19 protein-coding genes are annotated in these 20,729 nt (G+C 62.3%); 6 read left to right on the top strand and 13 right to left on the bottom strand.

The genetic code is table 11. The features are described 5' to 3' along the window. The first annotated feature begins 197 nt into the window (after nucleotides 1-197). The 4 genes from QTL95_RS09000 to ureG all read left to right on the top strand — a co-directional run bounded on the left by QTL95_RS09000 (nucleotide 198) and on the right by ureG (nucleotide 3,003). The gene (locus QTL95_RS09000) at nucleotides 198-1,052 is read left to right on the top strand and encodes a GGDEF domain-containing protein (RefSeq protein WP_442981276.1); all 855 of its coding nucleotides are present in this window, start codon (nucleotides 198-200) and stop codon (nucleotides 1,050-1,052) included. 94 nt (nucleotides 1,053-1,146) lie between these two features. Beyond that, entirely contained in the window at nucleotides 1,147-1,632 is a 486-nt protein-coding gene (ureE, locus tag QTL95_RS08995) for an urease accessory protein UreE (protein WP_289719704.1), read from the top strand. A 6-nt stretch (nucleotides 1,633-1,638) separates the two neighbouring features. Continuing rightward, the gene (locus QTL95_RS08990) at nucleotides 1,639-2,310 is read left to right on the top strand and encodes an urease accessory protein UreF (protein ID WP_289719646.1); all 672 of its coding nucleotides are present in this window, start codon (nucleotides 1,639-1,641) and stop codon (nucleotides 2,308-2,310) included. Between the two features lie 81 nt (nucleotides 2,311-2,391). Next, nucleotides 2,392-3,003: an urease accessory protein UreG gene (ureG, locus tag QTL95_RS08985; protein WP_289719645.1), complete on the top strand. Its 612-nt coding sequence runs from the start codon at nucleotides 2,392-2,394 to the stop codon at nucleotides 3,001-3,003. A gap of 24 nt (nucleotides 3,004-3,027) precedes the next feature. Here the strand turns inward: ureG and QTL95_RS08980 are convergent, their stop codons facing one another. From QTL95_RS08980 to QTL95_RS08945, 8 genes are all read right to left on the bottom strand, one after another. Beyond that, complete coding sequence (locus tag QTL95_RS08980) at nucleotides 3,028-3,711, bottom strand: Crp/Fnr family transcriptional regulator (protein WP_289719644.1); 684 nt, start codon at nucleotides 3,709-3,711, stop codon at nucleotides 3,028-3,030. 154 nt (nucleotides 3,712-3,865) lie between these two features. After that, complete coding sequence (locus QTL95_RS08975; protein WP_289719643.1) at nucleotides 3,866-7,162, bottom strand: efflux RND transporter permease subunit; 3,297 nt, start codon at nucleotides 7,160-7,162, stop codon at nucleotides 3,866-3,868. 13 nt (nucleotides 7,163-7,175) lie between these two features. Next, nucleotides 7,176-8,369 carry an efflux RND transporter periplasmic adaptor subunit gene (locus tag QTL95_RS08970; RefSeq protein ID WP_289719642.1) on the bottom strand — a complete coding sequence of 398 codons (1,194 nt, stop codon included), beginning with the start codon at nucleotides 8,367-8,369 and terminating at the stop codon, nucleotides 7,176-7,178. Between the two features lie 404 nt (nucleotides 8,370-8,773). Further along, nucleotides 8,774-9,745, bottom strand: coding sequence for an ABC transporter substrate-binding protein (locus tag QTL95_RS08965; RefSeq protein WP_289719641.1), 972 nt, complete (start codon nucleotides 9,743-9,745; stop codon nucleotides 8,774-8,776). Nucleotides 9,746-9,803: 58 nt separating this feature from the next. Continuing rightward, complete coding sequence (locus tag QTL95_RS08960; RefSeq protein ID WP_289719640.1) at nucleotides 9,804-10,925, bottom strand: ABC transporter permease; 1,122 nt, start codon at nucleotides 10,923-10,925, stop codon at nucleotides 9,804-9,806. Next, nucleotides 10,922-11,806, bottom strand: coding sequence for an ABC transporter permease (locus QTL95_RS08955; protein WP_289719639.1), 885 nt, complete (start codon nucleotides 11,804-11,806; stop codon nucleotides 10,922-10,924). Before QTL95_RS08955 ends, QTL95_RS08960 begins: the two co-directional genes overlap by 4 nt. Further along, a complete protein-coding gene (locus QTL95_RS08950; protein WP_289719638.1) occupies nucleotides 11,803-12,183 on the bottom strand; it encodes an endonuclease domain-containing protein in 381 nt (126 codons plus the stop codon). Before QTL95_RS08950 ends, QTL95_RS08955 begins: the two co-directional genes overlap by 4 nt. Nucleotides 12,184-12,349: 166 nt before the next feature. Then, nucleotides 12,350-13,138, bottom strand: coding sequence for an ABC transporter ATP-binding protein (locus QTL95_RS08945; protein ID WP_026282748.1), 789 nt, complete (start codon nucleotides 13,136-13,138; stop codon nucleotides 12,350-12,352). Between the two features lie 95 nt (nucleotides 13,139-13,233). Between QTL95_RS08945 and QTL95_RS08940 the strand changes: the two genes are divergently transcribed. Beyond that, nucleotides 13,234-13,647, top strand: coding sequence for a cupin domain-containing protein (locus QTL95_RS08940; RefSeq protein WP_289719637.1), 414 nt, complete (start codon nucleotides 13,234-13,236; stop codon nucleotides 13,645-13,647). A 234-nt stretch (nucleotides 13,648-13,881) separates the two neighbouring features. On the opposite strand, the gene hydA is transcribed toward QTL95_RS08940, so the two are convergent. The 4 genes from hydA to QTL95_RS08920 form a co-directional block, all read right to left on the bottom strand. After that, the gene (hydA, locus tag QTL95_RS08935; RefSeq protein WP_289719636.1) at nucleotides 13,882-15,336 is read right to left on the bottom strand and encodes a dihydropyrimidinase; all 1,455 of its coding nucleotides are present in this window, start codon (nucleotides 15,334-15,336) and stop codon (nucleotides 13,882-13,884) included. A gap of 116 nt (nucleotides 15,337-15,452) precedes the next feature. After that, nucleotides 15,453-15,659 (bottom strand): hypothetical protein, encoded by a 207-nt coding sequence (locus QTL95_RS08930; protein WP_289719635.1) that lies wholly within the window; start codon nucleotides 15,657-15,659, stop codon nucleotides 15,453-15,455. 45 nt (nucleotides 15,660-15,704) lie between these two features. After that, nucleotides 15,705-15,902, bottom strand: coding sequence for a hypothetical protein (locus QTL95_RS08925; RefSeq protein ID WP_289719634.1), 198 nt, complete (start codon nucleotides 15,900-15,902; stop codon nucleotides 15,705-15,707). Nucleotides 15,903-15,954: 52 nt separating this feature from the next. Continuing rightward, nucleotides 15,955-17,208 (bottom strand): Zn-dependent hydrolase, encoded by a 1,254-nt coding sequence (locus QTL95_RS08920; RefSeq protein WP_289719633.1) that lies wholly within the window; start codon nucleotides 17,206-17,208, stop codon nucleotides 15,955-15,957. A gap of 298 nt (nucleotides 17,209-17,506) precedes the next feature. Here QTL95_RS08920 and QTL95_RS08915 point away from each other — a divergent pair, with 298 nt between their 5' ends. Beyond that, entirely contained in the window at nucleotides 17,507-18,154 is a 648-nt protein-coding gene (locus tag QTL95_RS08915) for a TetR family transcriptional regulator C-terminal domain-containing protein (protein ID WP_289719632.1), read from the top strand. Here the strand turns inward: QTL95_RS08915 and QTL95_RS08910 are convergent. Next, on the bottom strand, nucleotides 18,149-20,722 hold the full coding sequence (locus tag QTL95_RS08910) for an HWE histidine kinase domain-containing protein (protein WP_289719631.1): 2,574 nt from the start codon (nucleotides 20,720-20,722) through the stop codon (nucleotides 18,149-18,151). The two genes, QTL95_RS08915 and QTL95_RS08910, sit on opposite strands and share 6 nt — an antisense overlap. Nucleotides 20,723-20,729: the final 7 nt, after the last annotated feature.

Genomic DNA, 20,729 nt, shown 5'->3' with positions numbered 1-20,729 from the left:
ATCTTAAATATTCATGGAAAATCAGCGTGTTGAAAGTCCGGTTTGCGGGCTTGATTCAAGCGCTTCACGCACGCTTTCAATTGAACGCCATTATCCTAACGCAACGCGGCGCAATTCATTCAAATCTTAACAGATCCCTTAAAGGCTCGGCAGCAATTGGCATCTAATCAATAGACTTGGCGCGGGAGACAAGGTCGATTCGGATGGAAATTCTACTCCAGTCTGAGCTGGGCGATTTTCAGGATCGCCGTACAGTTTACGCATTCGCACTCAAGATGAGTTTCGTGGCGGTGATGCTGTCATCAGTGGTGATCTGCCTGGTGCTGCCGGTACTGGCATGGGCAAGTGTTCTGCCGGTTCCACTGTCCGAGGCCATTGTTTACGGCGTCGTCTTCACTTGGCTGATCGGCGGCGCGGTATCGGGCGTGCTGTCCCTGATCGCCGGCTTCGCGTTGCATCAGGTCAGCGTGTCGCGTGCCGCTTTCGAGCGGCTCAGCCGCACGGATGAACTGTCCGGTCTGCTCAACCGCCGTGCCTTTACAGAAGCGCTAGAAAGTGTCGAGGGCGAGGCGTGCCTTGCGATCTTCGACGTGGACCGCTTCAAGGCGATCAACGATCGCTTCGGTCACGCCTGCGGCGATGCGGTGATCATCGCGGTCGCCGCAGAGCTGTCGGCCGCTTTCAGCGAAAACGCGGTGGCGGCACGGCTGGGCGGAGAGGAGTTTGGGGCGATCGTCTTTGGCGCGTTGCCCGAGGATCGGACGGAACAGATTCGTTCCGTCTGCGCCAAGCTTGCCGAAACGCCGATCCTGGCTGCTGGCCACGAGGTATCGCTTACCGTGTCTGCCGGCATCGCCGAGTTCCAGCCCGGGCGGCAGAAGGAGGCGGTCTACGTTTCCGCCGACAAGGCGCTCTATCTCGCTAAAGCTCTAGGGCGGAACCGTGTGGTGCACGAACACGAGGGCTTGCGCGCCGCTTGGCGTGAGCACGTTTGCGAGGGCGTGGCCGACGATGCCGCCGCGGTGGATTTCGAGCAGCTTCGGCACGCGTGAATTAAGGGCGGCCATCGTCTCCGCGCACGCTTTATCGCTTGCAAGGAGAGGGGCTATTTTGCATGGTCTCATGACCAAGAAGAACGGACCCGTCATGCAGTACATTACCTCCTATCTCCCCGCCGGCACGCCATCCTCACATCCGAGCAGCAAGGTCGTGCTTCCGCATGATCTGAGGCATCTTCGCCGCAAGCTGCTGCATCTCGACAATGGCGAGATGGTCATGCTCGATCTGAAGGAAGCGGTGCTGTTTTCGAGCGGCGACATGCTGGTTCTCGGTGACGGCGAGCTGGTGGAAATCGTTGCCGCCGACGAGAAGCTGTTCGAGATCAAGGCGCGTGATCGCCTTCACCTGATTGAGCTGGCCTGGCACCTCGGCAACCGGCATCTCGGCGCGCAGATCGAGGAAGACCGCATCCTGATCCTGCGCGACCATGTGATCCGTGCGATGCTGGAAGGGCTGGGCGCGGAGGTGAACGAGGTCACGGAGCCGTTCCAGCCGGCGCGCGGCGCCTATCATTCCCATGGCAGCCATTCGCATGGCCACGATCACGGCCATCACCACCACGCGCACGACTGAGCCGAGATGAGCGAGAACAGCGATCTCCAGGCGCTTCTGCGGTTGATGGCCTGGCTGTCGCCGGCCTTCCCCGTCGGCTCCTTCGCCTATTCGGGCGGATTGGAGAGGGCGGCGCATGACGGGTTGGTGACCGATCCGGCCTCGCTTTCCGATTGGGCGGCGACCGCGATCACGCGGGGCTCGGTGTGGAACGACGTCGTGCTGCTTGCCGAAAGCCATCGCGGTCAAGCGGAGGCGGCGCGTCTCCTCGAGGTCGCCGAGCTTGCAGAGGCTCTGGCCGGTTCGCGGGAGCGCCACCAGGAGACGATGCTGCTTGGCGATGCATTTCTCGCCGCCGCGCGGGCGTGGCCGGATGCGGTGTTGGTCCGGTTGCCGTCGAGCGTTGCTTATCCGGTTGCCGTCGGTGCTGTCGCCGGCGCGCATGGGATACCGGCGGAGAAGGCCGTGGCTGCTTTTCTGCACGCCTATCTTTCGCAGGCGGTTTCCGCCGGCATCCGTCTTGGCGTCTCAGGGCAGAAGGATGGGGTCGCCATCCTTGCCTCGCTGGAAGGGTTGATTGCGGATATTGCGGGCAAGGCGGCGATCTCGACGCTCGACGACTTGGGATCTGCGACGATCCAGGCTGATATGATGCCGCTTCGTCATGAGGTTCAGGGGACGCGGCTGTTTCGGTCGTAGGCGCGCAATGCGCCTGCGTCATTTGCCAGTGGCAGCGGTGCCGCTGCCACGATATGATCGAATTCTATTGGAGTTCAGGACATGAAATCAGGAAATGGTCCATTGCGGGTCGGCATCGGCGGACCGGTCGGTTCCGGCAAGACGGCGCTGACGGAGAAACTTTGCAAGGCGATGCGCGACGAGTATTCCGTCGCCGTCGTCACCAACGATATCTACACCAAGGAGGACGCGGAAGCGCTGATGCGCATGCAGGCGCTGTCGTCCGATCGCATCGTCGGCGTGGAAACGGGCGGTTGCCCGCACACGGCCATTCGCGAGGATGCGACGATCAACCTGCAGGCGATCGCCGGTCTCAATGAGCGCATCCCTGACCTCGACGTTGTCTTCATCGAATCGGGCGGCGACAATCTGGCGGCGACCTTCTCTCCCGATCTCGCCGATATCACGATCTATGTCATCTCGGTCTGCCAAGGCGAAGAAATCCCGCGCAAGGGCGGTCCTGGCATCACCAAGTCCGACCTGCTCGTCATCAACAAGAAGGATCTGGCTCCCTATGTCGGCGCCGATCTCGATGTGATGGACCGGGATGCGACCCGCATGCGCGAAACGCGCCCATTCGTGTTCTCAGACATGAAGCGTGGCGACGGTATCGGTGCGATCGTCAGCTTCCTCAAGGAGCATGGTGGCCTCTGATCGGCGGTAGCGTCGCTCGCGGCGCTACACCTGTCTCAGGGCATTGATGTCGCTGATGGCGATGGCGCGGCCGCGCACCGTCACGCCGGCCGGGCGCAATGCCGAGAAGGCCCGCGACAGGGCTTCCGGGGCAAGCCCCAGCTTGCGGGCGAGCAGGCTCTTCTGAAAGGGCAGACGTAGCGATGCCGTGGCACCTTCCGGCAGGCAGTTCTCCAGCAGATAGTGGGCGACACGCTGCGGCGCGGTTTCCATGCGGTTGCTTGCCAGGCAATCCATGGTCGAAAGCAGGTGTTGCGACAAGCTGCGCATCATCGCCGTGGCAATGCGCGGCTGCTCGTCCAGCAACTGCCTGACGGCGCGAAGATCGAAGCGCGCGAGCACGGTGTGTTCCGTCGCTTGGGCGTGGTAGTAATAATGCTCGCCGTCGATGATGAGGCACTCGCCAAAGCTCTCGCCGGGTTCGCAGATCCTGATATCCGCCTCGCGGCCATCACTGCCAAGCCGATATAGCCTGACATATCCGCCGAGCACGCAATAGAAATAACGCGCCTCTTCATTCTCGTGAAACAGGATGTCTTCCGCCTGGTAGGCGACCATGGCGGCGCAGGCGACAAGCGCCCGGCGTTGTTCGCCGTTGAGACCCGCTGCAAGCGTGGTCTCGGCGAGCATGGCTTTTTGCGAAGCGGTGAGTCTCAAGGCTGTGTTCATCCAATCCTCCCTGGTCGATCCAGCGGGCAATGCAAACATTCGATGCTGCTAAGGATAGCCAAAGGGCGGCCGCGCCAGATTGATCGAGATCAAGCAAGGGGCAACAAAAAAGCCGTGGCGGTTGAGGCCACGGCTTTCAGCTTTTTCGCAGGCGTTACTCCGCCGCGAAGGGCGGTAGGCGGACGACGTTGCCGCCCGATTTGCCGCGCTTGCCATCCGGCTTCTCGATGGCGCTGACGCGGTCGTCGAGCGAGCCGACAGCCTGCGTGAGTTCCTCGCGGGATAGCGGCAGCTCCTCCTCGTCCTTCCTGCCGACAAGGCGGCCGAACATCCAGCCGAGCAGGCGGGAGAGATCGTCCATGATCAGGAAGAATGAGGGAACGACCACCAGCGACAGCACCGTGGAGACGATGATGCCGCCGATCACGGCGATTGCCATCGGCGCGCGGAACGAGCCGCCTTCGCCGACGCCGAGCGCCGAGGGAAGCATGCCCGCCGACATGGCAATCGAGGTCATGATGATCGGCCGGGCGCGCTTGCGGCCGGCTTCCACCACGGCTTCGACACGCTCCATGCCATGCCGCTTCATCTCGATCGCGAAATCGACGAGCAGGATTGCGTTCTTGGTGACAATACCCATCAGCATCAGGATACCGATGAGCACGGGCATGGAGAGCGCGTTCTGGGTGATGATCAGCGCCACCGCCACGCCGCCGATCGCAAGCGGCAGTGAGAAGAGGATGGTGAAGGGCTGGATCACATCCTTGAAGAGCAGGATCAGCACGACCAGAACCAGCATCAGGCCCATCAGCATGGCATTGCCGAAGCTTTGGACCATTTCGCCCTGAACCTTGGCGTCACCGCTTTCGGCCAGATGCACGCTCTTCGGCAGCTCGGTTTCGGAGACAATGCGCTTGAACTCGGCGGTCGAGGTATCGAGCGCCGTGCCGAAGGGCACGTCGGAGCCGATGGCGACGACGCGGTTGCGGTTGTTGCGCTTGATCGAGCTCGGGCCTTCCGAATAGTCGACATCGGCGACGCTGTAGAGCGGAACGCTGGCGCCGCTCGCCGTCTTGATCTTGATGGCGCGGATGGCAGCCAGATCGCGGCGGACATCGAGCGAGGCCTGCACGCGGATCGGGATCTGCCGGTCGTCGAGCGAGATCTTGGCGAGGTTGGCGTCGATATCGCCGATGGTGGCGACGCGGACCGTCTCGGAGATCTGCTGCGGCGTTATGCCGAGCCGGGAGGCTTCGGCCATGCGCGGGCGGATCTGCAGTTCCGGACGGGGCAGGGCGCCTTCGGATGAGACGTTGGCGAGGATCGGCGACGCGCGCAGCTTCGATTCCAGCAGGCTCACAGCCTCGTTCAGATCATCCTCATTGGTGGAGAGGAAGTTGAAGGAGAGATCGCGCTCGGCGCGGTCGTTGACCTTGGAGATGCGCACGTCAGGGATACCGCGGACGGCGGCGAAGATGTCCTTCTCGACATCCCACTGGGGACGCGTCCGGCCGTGGTCTTCCATCTTCGGCACGAGATTGCCGATGACGGGGAGCCCGCCGAGGCCCTTGTTGACGAGGGTTTTGAGCAGCGAATGATCTATGTTGCCGAGGATGACGCGCACGGTTGCACGGCGAAGCTCGAGATCGCCCTTGGGCGAGGCGCCGCCGAGAACGAAGACGCTTTCCACGCCGTCGATCCCGCGCACCGCGTCATAGACCTTGGTGGAGGCAGCTGCCGTGTCCTCGAGCGTGGCGTTCGGCGGCAGTTCGACGGAAAGGACGACGCGCGAGGAATCGTCCGGCGGCATGAAGCTGCCGGGCACGCGGCTGAGCAACATCATCGAGCCGATCAGGAAGGCGATGGCGCAGAGCAGCGTCGTGTAGCGCCAGTACCACTTGCGCGTGGTGCCGGTGACCAGGCGGGTATAGCCGCGCATGATCCAGCCGTCATTGTCCTGATGGTCTTCCATGCCGTCTTCCGAGCGCATCAGATAGGCGGCCATCAACGGGGTGATGAGACGCGCCACGACAAGCGAGAAGAAGACCGAGAAGGCGACCGTCAGGCCGAACTGGATGAAATACTGCCCGGCGATGCCAGGCATGAACGACACCGGCACGAAGACGGCGATGATCGTGAAGCTGGTGGCGATGACGGCGAGGCCGATTTCGTCCGCTGCTTCAAGCGCTGCCCTGTAGGGCGTCTTGCCCATCTTGATATGGCGGGCGATGTTCTCGATCTCGACGATGGCGTCGTCGACGAGAATACCGGTTGCCAGCGTCAGCGCGAGGAAGCTCACGAGGTTCAAAGAGAACCCCATGATATCCATGATCCAGAAGGTCGGGATGGCCGACAAGGGGAGCGCTACGGCGGCGATCAGCGTCGCGCGCCAGTTGCGCAGGAAGAGGAAGACGACGATGACGGCGAGGATCGAGCCTTCGATCAACGTATGAAGGGCTGCTTCGTAGTTGCCGTAGGTGAAGTAGACGCTGTCGTCCACCATCTCGATCTTGACGTCGGGATTGGCCTTGCGGATTTCCGTCAGGCTTTCCGACACGGTTTCGGCGACCGAGACTTCGCTGGCGCCCTTGGCGCGGAACACTGCGAAGGTGACCGACGGCGTGCCGTTGAAACGCGAGAAAGACTTCTGCTCCTCGAAAGTGTCCTCAATCCTGCCGAGCTCGGAGAGCTTGACGAAACGGCCGTTGGGCAGGCTTATGGTTGTCGTGTTGAGCTGCGAGACGTCGCGTGTGTCGCCGAGCGTGCGGATCGTCTGCTCGTTGCCGGCGACTTGGCCACGGCCGGAGCCGAGGTTGACGTTGGTGCCGCGCAGTTGCTGGTTCACGTCGGCAGCGGTGATGCCGTAGGCGTCGAGCTTGCCGGGATCGAGCGAGACACGCACTTCACGGTCGGCGCCGCCGTAGCGGTCGATACGGCCGATGCCGGGCTGGCCCTGGAGCGCGCGCTTGACGGTGTCATCGACGAACCAGGACAGTTCCTCGAGCGTCATGTTGGGGGAGGAGACTGCAAAGGTCTGGATCGCCTGTCCTTCGACATCGACCTTGCTGACGATCGGCTCCTCGATGCCAGCAGGAAGGTCGCTGCGAATCTTGTCGACCGCGTCCTTGGTGTCCTGGACTGCTTCCGCAGTCGGCTTTTCGATGCGGAAGACGACGACGGTCTGCGACTGGCCGTCGGTGACCGTCGACTGGATTTCATCGATGCCGCTGATGGATGCGACCGCGTCCTCGACCTCCTTGGTCACCTGCATTTCGAGTTCGGCCGGCGAAGCACCGCTCTGCGTTACGGTGATGGAAACGACGGGGACGTCGATATTGGGGAAGCGGGTGATCGGCAGCTGGTAGAAGGCCTGGATGCCCACGAAAAGCAGCAGCACGAAGCCGAGCAGGGGCGCAATCGGATTTCGGATCGACCATGCGGAGAAATTCATGGATTAGCCTCGGTCAGTTCGATTGTGCCGATACGGCTTCGGTGACGGGTGTGATCTTGTCGCCATCGCGCACGAAGGCGCCGGCCTTGGCGACGACGGTGTCGCCTTCCTTGAGACCCTCGGCGATCTCGACGAAGCCGCCGTCCTGGATGCCGGTGGTAACCTTCACCTGCTTGACGACGCCATCCTCGACCTTGCGGGCGGTCGAGCCGTTGCGGCCGGTGGTGACCGCCGCCAGCGGCAGGGCGATGTTGTCTTTCTCGGCAACGATGATGTCGGCGCTGGCATACATGCCGGAGCGTGCCGCGCTCTCGTCGTCGATATAGATGTGCACGAGGCCGAGGCGGGTGGATTGGTCGACCGTCGGGGAGACGATCCTGACCTTGCCCTCGATCTTCGTGCGGCTGCCCGACAGCGTGACGATGGCACGCTGGCCGACCTTGATCTTCTGGATATCGGTTTCCGACAATTCAGCGACGAGTTCGATGGCGCTGTCCTTGATGACGGTGAACATCGGATCGCCAGTGCCGGCGGCGATGGCGCCGATGCGGGCGTTCTTGGCGGAGATCACGCCTGCAACAGGCGTTTTTACCGCGGTGCGCGCGAGCTTGAGATCGGCGTCGGCAATCTGGCTGTCGACGACCTTGAGGTCGGCGATGGCGACTTCGATCGCCTGCTGGGCGGAGCTGACGCGCGCATTGGCGGTGGCGGCGGAGGCATCCGCCTGTTCGACCTGAGCGGTAGACACCGTGCCCTTCTTGCCCATCTCGGCCGAACGCGCCTGTTGCAGGCGGGCCTGCTCGGCCGTGGCCTTGGCTTCCAGAAGCTGAGCGCGAAGCTGGGCGAGGCTAGCCTCACCCTTCGCCTTGGTCGCCATCATCTGCGCTTTCTGCAGCACGAGGGCATCCTCGTTCAGCGTGGCAAGCGTGCTGTCGGCCTCGACCTTGTCGCCGACATCGACGTTGAGCGAGCGGATGGAGAGACCCTCGACCTGGGGCTGGATATAGACTTCCTCGATCGGGCGGATCGTGCCGGTGCCTATGACGCGGTCGACCAGCGCGCGCCTGGCCGCGGTCGTGACCACGATCACAGGCAGGTTCTGCTGCGCCTTCGATGGCTGGTTTTCCTGCGCGAAAGCGGCCGATGCGGCAAGAACAGCCGCAATCAGGGTGGAGGCGCGTAGAGTTTTAGGCGTCATGCGTACCATGCGTCTTGGTCCAGTCTTTGAAAAGGTTGGCCAAACTCGCGCGTTGTCCTCAGCTCGCGGTGGCCTGCTCCCGTCGTAGTAAGCTCAGAAATATTCCCGCATCATTGCCGTCTCTTACTTCGTAAGATGACCCTCGTCGGCAAATCGACTCGTAGGTGGTATCGTTTTGCTCCACGCACAAGTCCGGCGGAAAATAATTCCTTGCGGCGCACATTAGTGATCGATGGTCTTGAGATCAATCACCATTCCGTGATGCCGGCATTCGGTTTGTTGATCGCAATCCTGTCATTCCTATGACGGATGACCAGACACGGATGCGACAGATGCGCTGAGATTTTTTTGATCCGGTCGCAAAAAAACGCGCAGAGTGGCCTCTGCGCGTTTCAGGTGCATATTGCAGGCGCTTACTTCGCGGCCGCGTCGGTCACGTCATGCGTCCAGGCGCCGGAGGGCTCCTTCGTGATGATCTTCTGGTCGAGCAGGGCCTTGGCGGTGCGGTCGTAGAGCGTGGTGTCGAGCTTGCCCGTGCCGTCGCCGATCAGCTTGGCGACTTCGCTCATCATCCGCTTCTGGTGGTTTTCGTCCTGGCCACCGGCATCGACGACAATCTCGGCTGCATCGTCGGGGTTTTCGACGGCATACTTCCAGCCCTTCATCGAAGCCTTGACGAACTTGGCCATCTTTTCCTTGAAGGCCGGGTCCTTGAGCTTTTCCTCGTTGGCGTAAAGGCCGTCCTCGAGCAGGTCGTTGCCCATTTCAGTGTAGTTGAAGACCGTCAGTTCCTCCGGCTTGAAGCCGGCATCGATCGCCTGCCAGTATTCGTTATAGGTCATGACGGAGATGCAATCGGCCTGCTTCTGCAGGAGCGGCTGCACGTCGAAGCTCTGCTTCAGCACCGTGACACCATCCTTGCCGCCATCGGTCTTCAGGCCGATCTTGTTCATCCAGGCGAAGAAGGGATATTCGTTGCCGAAGAACCAGACACCGAGCGTGTGGCCCTTGAAGTCGGCTTCGGTCTTGATCGGGCCATCCTTGCGGCAGATCAGTTCCATGCCCGACTTCTGGTAGGGCTGGGCGATGTTGACGAGCGGAACGCCCTTTTCGCGGGCAACCAGCGCGCCGCCCATCCAGTCGACGATCACATCGGCGCCGCCACCGGCAATCACCTGCTCGGGCGCGATATCAGGACCGCCCGGCTTGATGTCGACGTCGAGGCCTTCTTCCTCGTAGTAGCCCTTCTCCTTGGCGACGTAGTAGCCGGCGAACTGCGACTGGGTGACCCACTTCAGCTGAAGCGTCACCTTGTCGGCGGCCATCGCGTGGCTTGCCGCCATCGCCATGGCGCTCGCCATCATTGCAAGAACCAGTTTTTTCATTTTCTTGTTCCCTCTTTCTTTCGTTATGCCCAGCCCCAGTGCCGGGAATAGACGTCGCCTAGCCACCACGGATAGACGGATGCCAGAACGTCACCGCCCGCTCAGCGAGGGCGACGACGCCATAGAAGATCGAGCCAGCCAGCGCCGCGACGGCGATTTCGGCCCAGACCATGTCGACATTCATGCGCCCGATCTCGGTGGAGATGCGGAAGCCCATGCCGACGATCGGCGTACCGAAGAACTCCGCGACGATGGCACCGATGAGCGCCAGCGTCGAGTTGATCTTCAATGCATTGAAAATGAACGGCATGGCGGCCGGAAGCCGAAGCTTCAGAAGCGTCTGCCAGTAGCTCGAGGCGTAGGTCTGCATCAGGTCGCGCTCCATCGGACCGGATGCGGCAAGGCCGGCGACGGTGTTCACCAGCATCGGGAAGAAGGTCATGATGACGACGACGGCGGCCTTGGACTGCCAGTCGAAGCCGAACCACATGACCATGATCGGGGCGATGCCGATCATCGGCAGGGCCGAGACCATGTTGCCGATCGGCAGCAGGCCACGGCGCAGGAAGGCGACGCGGTCGGCGAGGATGGCGACCACGAAGCCGGCGCCACAGCCGATGACATATCCCGCCAGCACGGCCTTCAAGATCGTCTGCCTGACGTCGTCGCCGAGGATCGGGAGCGATCCGACGATGCGGCCGGCAATGGCGCTCGGCGGCGGCAAGAGCACGAAGGGGATGCCGGCGCCGCGTGTGGCGGTTTCCCAGAGGATCAGGATCCAGGCGCCGAAGATGGCGGGTACCAGCAGCCGCAGGGCAGTGTCGTCGCCGCGCGAGGCGGTTCTGATTTCGACGATCTCGCTGACTGTGCGCCAGGCGAGCAGCCAGCAGGCGCCCATCAAGAGGAAGAACGGCTTCGCCGCGAAGCCTTCATTGCCACCAAGGCTCGACAGCAGCATCCAGGCGCCGACATGGGCGCCGATGAAGAGCACGGTCGACCGGCTGGTTCGCGATTGCGGCAACAGCGAAATCAGCGCGGATGCCGCAATGAGGATGAGAATGATGGCGGTTGTGCCGCTCGACGGAGGCTTTGCGGCCGCAGCGGAGAACAGCGGCAGCGTCGCAGCGGTCGCAATGGTGAGGAGGAGGGCGACGATTGCCTGCCAGGACGCGTTCTTCATGCCGACCTCCCGCCCATGGCGCGATCGACGATCTTGGCGGCTATGCTGACGACCATGATCAGGAGTGCCGCGAGCAGTGAGCCGGCGATCAGCGCCGCCCAGATGTCGATGGTCTGGCTGTAATAGGAGCCGGCGAGCAGCTTGGAGCCGATACCGGCCACCGCTCCCGTCGGCAACTCGCCGACGATGGCGCCGACGAGGCTGGCGGCGATCGCCACCTTCATCGAGGTGAAGAGATAGGGCACGGAGGCCGGCACGCGCAGTTTCCAGAAGGTCTGGGCGGCCGACGAATTATAGGTGCACATCAGGTCGAGCAGCATGATCTCGGGCGAGCGCAGGCCTTTCACCATGCCGACCGTGACGGGGAAGAAGGAGAGGTAGGTCGAGATCAGCGCCTTGGGGATGAGGCCGGTGATGTTGATGGCGCCAAGCACGACGATCACCATCGGCGCGATCGCCAGGATCGGGATGGTCTGCGAGGTGATGATCCACGGCATCAGGCTGCGGTCGAGCGCCTTGATATGGACGATGCCGACGGCGATCAGGATGCCGAGCAGGGTGCCGAGGGTGAAGCCGAGCACGGTGGAGGAGAGCGTCACGCCTGCGTGATAGACGAGGCTGCGGTTGCTGGAGAGCTTGCGCAGGAAGGTGTTCTCGAAAACGTTCTGGGCCACCTGATGCGGGGCGGGCAGGAGGGGTTTCGGCTGGGACAGGGTTTTCTCGATGAACTCGATCGTCGTCGGCGTCGCATTGGCGCGGGTGTCCATGTCGCGCTGGAAGGGGGCGTTCATCAGGATTGCCGCGACGTACCAGATGGCGACGAGGGCCGCCAGGATGGTGGTGACAGGGATGATCTTGTCCTTGAGGGTGTCGGGGGTCATGCGGCTTGCTCCTTCAGGAACTTGGCGGCATGGTTCTGGACCTGGATGAAAACGTGATCCGGTCCATCCAGCACCTGGTCGTTGTCGAAGCGGAGCACGGTGAAGCCTTCGTTGCGTAGAAATGCGTCGCGCGCGCTGTCGTGCCTGCGGCCGGGATCCGTTTCATGGCTGTCGCCATCGACTTCGATGATCAGTCGAGCGGAGAGCCACGCGAAATCAGCGATATAGGGGCCGACAGGCGTTTCGCGGCGGAAGCGGGCGCCGTAGGGGCGGAGGTCTCGAAGCATGTCCCACATGGCGGCTTCCGCCTTGGTCAGTTCGCGGCGGAGGCGTCTCGCTCGTTCCCGAGTTTTTGGGGTGATGTTGGAGTGTGGCATCTAGACCCCTCCCCAACCCCTCCCCACAAGGGGGAGGGGCCGGCCCGTGGCGCCCGCTGCGAAACACAGCAAAGCTCGAATATGTGGAACGCTTCTGGTGTTCGAGATGGTGGTGGCAATGAAGCCCCTCCCCCTTGTGGGGAGGGGTTGGGGAGGGGTCTTAAGTTCAATGCTCATAGCTGTGCCCCGCTCTCAGCCCATCCCGCACGCGGTGGGCGATCTCGAGGAACTCCGGCGTCTCGCGGATATCGAGCGGGCGTTCGCGGGGCAGCGGCGAGTCGATGATGTCGGTGACGCGGCCGGGGCGGGGGGACATCACGACGATCTTGGTCGACAGATAGACCGCCTCGGGGATCGAATGGGTGACGAAGCAGATGGTCTTGTTGGTGCGGGCCCAGAGCTTCAGCAGTTCCTCGTTCAAATGGTCGCGGACGATTTCGTCCAGCGCGCCGAAGGGCTCGTCCATCAGAAGCAGGTCGGCGTCGAAGGCCAGCGCGCGGGCGATCGAGGCGCGTTGCTGCATGCCGCCGGAGAGTTGCCAGGGGAACTTCTTCTCGAAGCCGGTCAGACCGACGAGATCGAGCGCCTCGGCGATGCGCTTCTGCCTTTCATCGGCCGGGTAGTTCATGATCTCCAGCGGCAGCGCGATGTTCTTGTCGATCGTGCGCCAAGGATAAAGCGCCGGCGCCTGGAAGACATAACCATAGGCGCGGGCCTTGCGGGCTTCCTCGGGTGTCATGCCGTTGACGGTGATATCGCCCGAGGTCTTCTTCTCCAGGTCGGCGATGACGCGCAGGAAGGTGGTCTTGCCGCAGCCCGACGGGCCGATGAAGGAGACGAAGTCACCTTTGCGGACATCGAGGTTGACGTTGCTCAGCGCATGCACCGGCGCGTCATTGGCCTGGTAGGTGAGACACAAATCCTTGGCGGATACGACGGAGGCAGCTTGCGTCAATGCGGATCGATCCTGTTTTCCCCGCGCGGCGGCGGTTTGCGTGATATCATGAGCGGCGGTTTGGGCCGCGCCGGCAAGCTTTGAGGAGGACGACGATGGATGCGACATCAAAACCGACCTGCCATATCGTGCGCCCCGACCATTCCTATGACGGAAAGCAGGGGCTGAGCTATTTCCAGGGCATTGCCGCCGAGACGGTCGGCGCCAAGGGCCTCTGCATGCATCTTCTGACCATCCCGCCCGGTGTACGCGCCAAGGCGCATCTGCACGAGGCACATGAGACGGCGATCTACATGCTGTCGGGCGAGGCGCACACCTGGTACGGCGACGACCTCGAGCACCATGTGGTCGTGCATGCCGGTGAGCTGTTCTACATCCCCGCCGGCGTGCCGCACCTGCCGGCCAATCTCAGCACCACGCCCTGCACGGCGATCATCGCGCGCACCGACCCCAACGAGCAGGAGAGCGTCGTGCTGCTGCCGGAGCTGGAGAGGCTGGTGCCGGTGTGAGCCAAGGCCCTCTCTGGCCTGCCGGCCATCTCCCCCACAAGGGGGGAGAAGACTCGTGGCGCTCGCTCGTGCTGACCGTGTTCGATACGGTGCGGCATAGCCCCTCCCCCTTGTGGGGAGGGGTTGGGGAGGGGTCTTGGTGGCACACGTCATGTCTTCGCCGCCGTGCTTACGATGTCGCGGCGTGTCAAACGAAGATGAAGTGTTAAAGCCAGTGCCCCTCATGCGTGTCTCTCACACCCCACTTGCCGGAATGCCAGCACGCTCGACCTTGCGCGGCGCTGTGATTTCCTTCCAGGTCGACAGTGCCTTGGAGACGGCCGTGACCGGCTCGCGCTTCACAAATTCGCCATGGCCCTCGCGAGTCTTCATCGTCTCCTCCTCGACGACGACAACGCCGCGGCTCAGCGTGTAGCGCGGCAGGCCTGTGACTTGCTTGCCCTCGAAGACGTTGTAATCGATGGCAGATTGCTGGCTCTTCGCCGAAATTGTCTTGGAACGCTTCGGGTCCCAGACCACGAGGTCGGCATCGGCGCCGATGAGGATGGCGCCCTTGCGGGGGTAGATGTTGAGGATCTTGGCGATGTTCGTCGACGTGACCGCGACGAATTCGTTCATCGTCAGGCGGCCGGTGTTGACGCCGTAGGCCCAGAGCATTGGCATGCGGTCCTGCAGGCCGCCGGTGCCGTTGGGGATCTTGGTGAAATCACCGACACCATAGCGCTTTTGGTCAGTGGTGAAGGCGCAGTGATCGGTGGCGACCACCTGCAGCGAGCCGGAGGCGAGCCCCGCCCACAGACTGTCCTGGTGCTGCTTGTTGCGGAAGGGCGGCGACATGACGCGGCGGGCGGCGTGGTCCCAGTCCTTGTCGAAATATTCGCTCTCATCGAGCGTCAGGTGCTGGATCAGCGGCTCGCCATAGGCGCGGATGCCTTTTTGGCGGGCGCGGCGGATGGCTTCGTGGGCCTGTTCGCAGGAGGTGTGGACGATATACACAGGGCAGCCGGCCATATCGGCGATCATGATGGCGCGGTTGGTGGCCTCGCCCTCGACTTCGGCGGGGCGGGAATAGGCGTGCGCCTCGGGGCCGTTATTGCCTTCGGCGAGCAGCTTTGCCGACATGGAGGCGACGACGTCGCCATTTTCGGCGTGGACGAGCGGCAGGGCGCCGAGCTCGGCGCAACGCTGGAAGGAGGCGAACATCTCGTCGTCGTTCACCATCAGCGAGCCCTTGTAGGCCATGAAGTGCTTGAAGGTATTGATACCCTTGTCCTGAACGATCGTCTTCATCTCGTTGAAGACCTGCTCGCTCCACCAGGTGATCGCCATGTGGAAGGAATAGTCGCAATTGGCGCGGGTGGACTTGTTGTCCCACATGGTGAGCGCCTCGAGCAGCGACTGGCCGGGAGCGGGAAGGGCGAAATCGACCACCATCGTGGTGCCGCCGGCAAGCGCTGCGCGTGTGCCGCTGTCGAAATCGTCGGAGGAATAGGTACCCATGAAGGGCATTTCAAGATGGGTGTGCGGATCGATGCCGCCGGGCATGATGTAGCAGCCGGTGGCATCAAGCGTTTCGGTTCCGGAGAGGTTGGGCCCGATCTCGACGATCTTGCCGCCATCGACCTTCACGTCCGCCTTGTAGGTGAGGTCGGCGGTGACGATGGTGCCGTTCTTGATGACTGTGCTCATTGGTCGGGTTCCCTGTTTTTATGAGACGGGGCACCGTTCACGATGCCGTCGCGCCGTGTCCAGCAGTCTAATGAATATGAAATACGCCTTCCGGAAAACGTCTGTCGAAGGCTGGTTCAGGTCTCGACGAGGTCGAGTCTGCGCTCGACGCGTTCAAGGCGTTCGTCGATGCGATCGACGCGCCGCGAGATGCTTGCATATCGCTGCCCGAGAAGACCAAGCCGTTCCGTGGTTTCGAGATGATATTGCGTGTGTAGTCCGAGCGTTTCCTGAATCCGCGTGAGGGTTTCGTAGATAAGCTCGTTGGTGACCTTGTCTGACATTGCTCAATCCCTTTGAGACCGAAGCAGAGGCGATGCCGATTTCCGTCAACTGTCGACGAGGTCGAGCCGTTTTTCGATACGCAGGACGCGTTCGTCGAGACGGTCGAGCCTTGTCGAAATGGTCGCGTATTGATGTTCGAGGCTGCCGAGACGCTGCTTGATGACCAGTATGTCGTCGGACAATCGCTCAACCGTGCCACGGATGGCACGCAAATGTTCAAGGATGAGGTTGTCAGACGACATGCACCAGCCTCCGTTGGCGGGAACTCACCCCTGGAATATAGGCGCAATCGGTTCACGCCACAATCTCCGCCGTCTCCACCACCGCGTGGAACAGAACGTCCGCGCCGGCTAACGCCCATTCCTTGGAGATCTCCTCGGCCTCGTTGTGACTGAGGCCGCCGACGCAGGGGCACATGACCATGGTTGCGGGCGCCACCTTGGCGGCCCAGCAGGCGTCGTGGCCTGCGCCGGAGATGATGTTCATGTGGCTGTAGCCGAGGCGATCGGCGGCGTTGCGGACGGCTTCGACCAGCTTCGGGTCGAAGGTGACGGGGTCGAAGTGGCCGACGGCCTCGACCGAGCAGCCGACGCCGAGCGTCTCGCAGATCGCGGCGGCCTCCGCCTCGATCTTTGCGCGCATGCGGTCGAGCTTCGCTTGGTCGGGGGTGCGGATATCGACGGTGAAGACCACCTTGCCCGGCAGGACGTTACGCGAGTTCGGCGAGAAGAAGACCTGGCCGACGCCACCGACGGCGCCAGGCTGTTCGCCCATCGCCACGCCCTGCACCATTTCCAGGATGCGCGACATCGCAAGCCCGGCATTGACGCGCAGGTTCATCGGCGTCGAGCCGGTGTGGGCTTCCCGGCCGGTCAGCGTGAATTCGAGCCACCAGAGGCCCTGGCAGTGGGTGACGACGCCGATCTGCTTGTTCTCGGCCTCAAGTATAGGGCCCTGCTCGATGTGGTATTCGAAATAGGCGTGCATCTTGCGGGCGCCAACCTCTTCTTCGCCGAGCCAGCCGATCCGTTTCAGTTCGTCGCCATAGGTCTTGCCCTCGGGATCCTTGCGGCTATAGGCGTAGTCGATGTCGTGGACACCGGCAAAGACGCCGGAAGCGAGCATGGCGGGGGCGAAGCGCGCGCCTTCCTCGTTGGCCCAGTTGGTGACGACGATGGGGTGCTTGGTCTTGATGCCCATGTCGTTCATCGTGCGCACGACCTCAAGTGCGGCCAGCACGCCGAGCACGCCGTCATACTTGCCGCCGGTTGGCTGGGTGTCGAGATGGGAGCCGACATAGACGGGGAGCGCATCGGCATCGGTGCCGGGGCGGGTCGCGAACATCGTGCCCATCCTGTCGACGCCCATGGTCATGCCCGCGGCATCGCACCATGTCTTGAAGAGGCTGCGGCCTTCAGCATCGGCGTCGGTCAGCGTCTGGCGGTTGTTGCCGCCCGCAATCCCCGGGCCGATCTTCGCCATGTCCATGAGACTGTCCCAGAGACGGTCCCCGTTGACGCGCATGTTCTCGCCTGGTGCTGCCACCATATCCGTATTCCTCACCAGTTTATGCGGCGCATGCGTCAGCATGTCCGCTTGTTCCCGTGGTCAGTTTCAGCGCCGTTGTTTGTTTTATTGGCGTCTGAAAATCGTCAGTTGCCTTTGGTTGGCTTCTGACGGATAATTTGACCGACTGGTAAACATTACAACTTCCGGCGTCGGGCTCAAGGCGAAAATCAGGAAAAATACAGACAAAATTACCGGCATCTGCTCAATTTTTCGGCGATGCTTCGTCGTCGCTTAAAGTTGAGTGATGCGGTTGAATTTGAACGAGAAAAAATAACACATGGCGATACCCAGAGCGGCAAAAACACAACGGCGCACGCGCATCCAGGAGGAGAAGGAAGAGAAGATTCTGGAAGCCGCGCTCGACGTGTTTTCCGTGAGCGGCTTCAGGGGCTCGACCATCGATCAGATCGCCGATGTCGCCGGCATGTCGAAGCCCAATCTGCTATATTATTTCCGGACCAAGGAGGCGATGCACCGGGCTCTGATCGACCGTGTGCTCTACACGTGGCTCGAGCCGCTGCGCGCCTTCGATGCCAATGGAAATCCAGAAAGCGAGATCCGCAGCTATATCCGGCGAAAGCTGGAGATGGCCCGCGACTTTCCGCGCGAGAGCCGTCTCTTCGCCAACGAGGTGCTGCAGGGCGCGCCGCATATCGAGGACGAGCTGAAGGGGCCGCTGAAGGATCTGGTGGATGAGAAGGCGGGGGTCATCAAGGCGTGGGCCAAGGCGGGCAAGATCGCGAAATGCGATCCCTACCACCTGATCTTTTCGATTTGGTCCACGACCCAGCATTATGCAGATTTCGATGTGCAGGTGCTGGCGGTGCTTGGGCAGGAACACGGCGGCGGCGGTCGGTTCGAGGATGCGGCCCGCTTCCTCGAACAGCTGTTTATCGACGGCCTGCGGGTGAAGCCCGCCTCATGACACCTTGGCGGGCATGATGCGGGCAAGGGTGCTTGCGACGCTTTCGATCGTATAGGGTTTCTGCAGCAGATCGACGCCGGACATCTGGCTTGCATGCATCGTCGTTTCGCCGTAGCCGGTCGCGAAGATGATCGGTGTCCCCTTGGCGCGCAGGCGGTCGGCGACGGGAGCGCTTGTCTCCTCGCCGAGATGGAAATCGAGCACGGCAAGATCGAATTCATGCTTCTCGACGAGGTCCAGCGCCAATGCCACGCTCGGCGCCAGCGCCACCTCGGCTGCTCCGAGCTGCAGGAAGATGTCCTCTCCATCCATCGCGATGATCAGATTGTCCTCGACGAGCAGGATGCGGATGCCGGCCAACGGCTTGAGCGCTACCTGCGCGCGGGCTTCGGCGGTCATTTCTTCGGGCGCCGACGGCAGTAGGGATACCGGGCCTTCCGCGAAAGTCACATATTTGGCCGGGATAGAGAATTGCGCGCGCAGGCCGGCTGGGTCGTAATGCACCTCCGCCTTGCCGCCGAGGTCATAGGGTATAGAACGGCGAATGATAGTGGTGCCGAAGCCCTGGCGTGTGGGCTCTTTCACCGGCGGTCCATCGCTCTCCTGCCAGTCGATGACGAGATTGCCGTTTTCGTCCTTCTCCCACGAGGTCTTGACCGTGCCGCTGTCGGAGAGGCTGCCATACTTGGCGCTATTAGTGACCAGTTCGTGGAGAACCAGGGCCGTCGTCGAGAATGCCTGCGGCGCCAGCAGCGCTTCATCGCCATCGATCAGAATGCGCGCCGCGTTATTGCCCAGATAGGCGGCCGCCTCCGCTTGCAGAAGCGCACGAAGGGAGGCCGGTGCCCAGTGGTCGCGGGTGATCTGGTCGTGCGCGCGCGAAAGGGCCTGCACACGTCCTTCCAGATGCTCCACGAACTCCGAAATATTGTCGGCATTGCCGCGCGACTGGCGGATGAGCCCATTGATGAGGCTGAGGATATTGCGGACGCGATGGTTGAGCTCGGCAATCAGCACTTCCTGGCGTTCATTAGCCTGGATGCGCACGGCGTTGGCTTCATCCGTCAGGCGCAGCACGACCTCAATCAGCGTCACGCGGATGGTCTCGGCGACCCGGCGCTCCGCCGCGGTGAAGGGTTGCGAGCGGCCGCGCACCAGCTCGGACCATGTCTCGAAACTCTTGCGTGGTGTCAGCCTCGGGCCGTTGGGTCCGTATTCCACCGGCTTGTGGGGATCGCCGGCCCAGCGCACGGTGCGTACGATCTCCTGGCGGAAGAGCACGACATAATCGCGCGGCGAGCGTGAAATCGGGATGGCCAGAAGTCCGGCCGCGACCCCGGCCGGATCGATTTCGGGCCAGAATCCGGCGATATGGTCTGTCGCAAACACGCGGCCGGCAGCATTACGGTTCAATACCTTTACCAGTTCGGCGAACTGGCCCTGCGACGGTGTCAGGCCGCTCAGGGCCGAGCGACCGTTGATCCAGACCCCGATGCCATCTGCGGGAACAGCGTCCGACAGCGCCTCGATGAGCCATGCCGGATCGTCAAGCAGGCTGGCATTGTCTGCGACGGAGGTCAGAAGCCGATCCGCGATGCGGCGAGCCTTGGTCTCGAACTCGAGCGCCAGCCGGCGTTCCCGGCTTTCCAGACGCGAGGCGAACATCTGGCCGAAAAGCTCCGCCGTGGTGCGACGCTCGAAGGAGGGAAGGCGGGCGGAATAGTGGTGACAAGCAAAAAGCCCCCAAAGCTTTCCGTCAAGCACGATGGAGATCGACAGCGAGGCGCCGACGCCCATGTTTTTCAGGTATTCGATGTGGATCGGCGAGACGGAGCGCAGGATCGACATGGAGAGATCGAGCGGCCGGCCGACTTCGTCGAGCTCGGGCTCCACGGGAATGTTTACGGCGTTGATATCGGCGATGATGCGGAAGAGGTTGCGCGTATAGAGCGTCCGGGCCTGGGCGGGAATGTCGGACGCTGGATAGTGCAGACCGAGGAAAGAGCCGATGCCGGCGCGGGCCGCTTCCGCCACCACTTCGCCGGAGCCGCTTTCATCGAAGCGATAGACCATGACGCGGTCGAAGCCGGTGAGGGCGCGGGCTTGCCGCGCCCCTTCCCGAAAGAAGGCTTCGAGCGTTTCCGCCTGGTCGAGCCGTGCCATCATGCTGCGGATCGACATGGTGGTGCCGCCCTGGCTGCCATCTTGTGACGGCTCGGCCTCGATAACGATCTGCCCGTCACTCAGGTGAATGGCGATATCGAACAGTGGGCCTTTTTCCGAAAAGGTGACGCCGAAGAGCCGCTCGACCATGTCGGGACCGCGCATGACGGTCAGTCGGTTGCGCAGAGCATGCAGCGTCGGTGCGTGGATGATCGTGGAGGCCAATTGACCGAGCGCATCTTGGTAAGGGATACCGACAAATTGCTCGAGATTGGTGGATGCTCGAACAACGAACCAATCGGACGAGACCACAAGGAGAAAGCCGAAGGGCTGAATGGCGCCCAACCGATGGATGGGCTCGCGGTCACAATTGGTCAGGTCGACCCGGTCAAAGGTTTCTGTCACGAGATAG

Source organism: Rhizobium sp. S152 (assembly GCF_030380735.1).
Classification (GTDB): Bacteria; Pseudomonadota; Alphaproteobacteria; order Rhizobiales; family Rhizobiaceae; genus Rhizobium.
The sequence above is the reverse complement of the archived record's forward strand: the minus strand, read 5'-3'. Positions and strand labels throughout refer to the sequence as shown.

Excerpts from the sequence above, each read along its gene's own strand:
- ureE (WP_289719704.1), top strand. The coding sequence starts at position 1,147 with ATGCAGTACATTACCTCCTATCTCCCCGCCGGCACGCCATCCTCACAT.
- QTL95_RS08990 (WP_289719646.1), top strand. The coding sequence starts at position 1,639 with ATGAGCGAGAACAGCGATCTCCAGGCGCTTCTGCGGTTGATGGCCTGG.
- ureG (WP_289719645.1), top strand. The coding sequence starts at position 2,392 with ATGAAATCAGGAAATGGTCCATTGCGGGTCGGCATCGGCGGACCGGTC.
- QTL95_RS08980 (WP_289719644.1), bottom strand. The coding sequence starts at position 3,711 with ATGAACACAGCCTTGAGACTCACCGCTTCGCAAAAAGCCATGCTCGCC.
- QTL95_RS08975 (WP_289719643.1), bottom strand. The coding sequence starts at position 7,162 with ATGAATTTCTCCGCATGGTCGATCCGAAATCCGATTGCGCCCCTGCTC.
- QTL95_RS08970 (WP_289719642.1), bottom strand. The coding sequence starts at position 8,369 with ATGGTACGCATGACGCCTAAAACTCTACGCGCCTCCACCCTGATTGCG.
- QTL95_RS08965 (WP_289719641.1), bottom strand. The coding sequence starts at position 9,745 with ATGAAAAAACTGGTTCTTGCAATGATGGCGAGCGCCATGGCGATGGCG.
- QTL95_RS08960 (WP_289719640.1), bottom strand. The coding sequence starts at position 10,925 with ATGAAGAACGCGTCCTGGCAGGCAATCGTCGCCCTCCTCCTCACCATT.
- QTL95_RS08955 (WP_289719639.1), bottom strand. The coding sequence starts at position 11,806 with ATGACCCCCGACACCCTCAAGGACAAGATCATCCCTGTCACCACCATC.
- QTL95_RS08950 (WP_289719638.1), bottom strand. The coding sequence starts at position 12,183 with ATGCCACACTCCAACATCACCCCAAAAACTCGGGAACGAGCGAGACGC.
- QTL95_RS08940 (WP_289719637.1), top strand. The coding sequence starts at position 13,234 with ATGGATGCGACATCAAAACCGACCTGCCATATCGTGCGCCCCGACCAT.
- hydA (WP_289719636.1), bottom strand. The coding sequence starts at position 15,336 with ATGAGCACAGTCATCAAGAACGGCACCATCGTCACCGCCGACCTCACC.
- QTL95_RS08930 (WP_289719635.1), bottom strand. The coding sequence starts at position 15,659 with ATGTCAGACAAGGTCACCAACGAGCTTATCTACGAAACCCTCACGCGG.
- QTL95_RS08925 (WP_289719634.1), bottom strand. The coding sequence starts at position 15,902 with ATGTCGTCTGACAACCTCATCCTTGAACATTTGCGTGCCATCCGTGGC.
- QTL95_RS08920 (WP_289719633.1), bottom strand. The coding sequence starts at position 17,208 with ATGGTGGCAGCACCAGGCGAGAACATGCGCGTCAACGGGGACCGTCTC.
- QTL95_RS08915 (WP_289719632.1), top strand. The coding sequence starts at position 17,507 with ATGGCGATACCCAGAGCGGCAAAAACACAACGGCGCACGCGCATCCAG.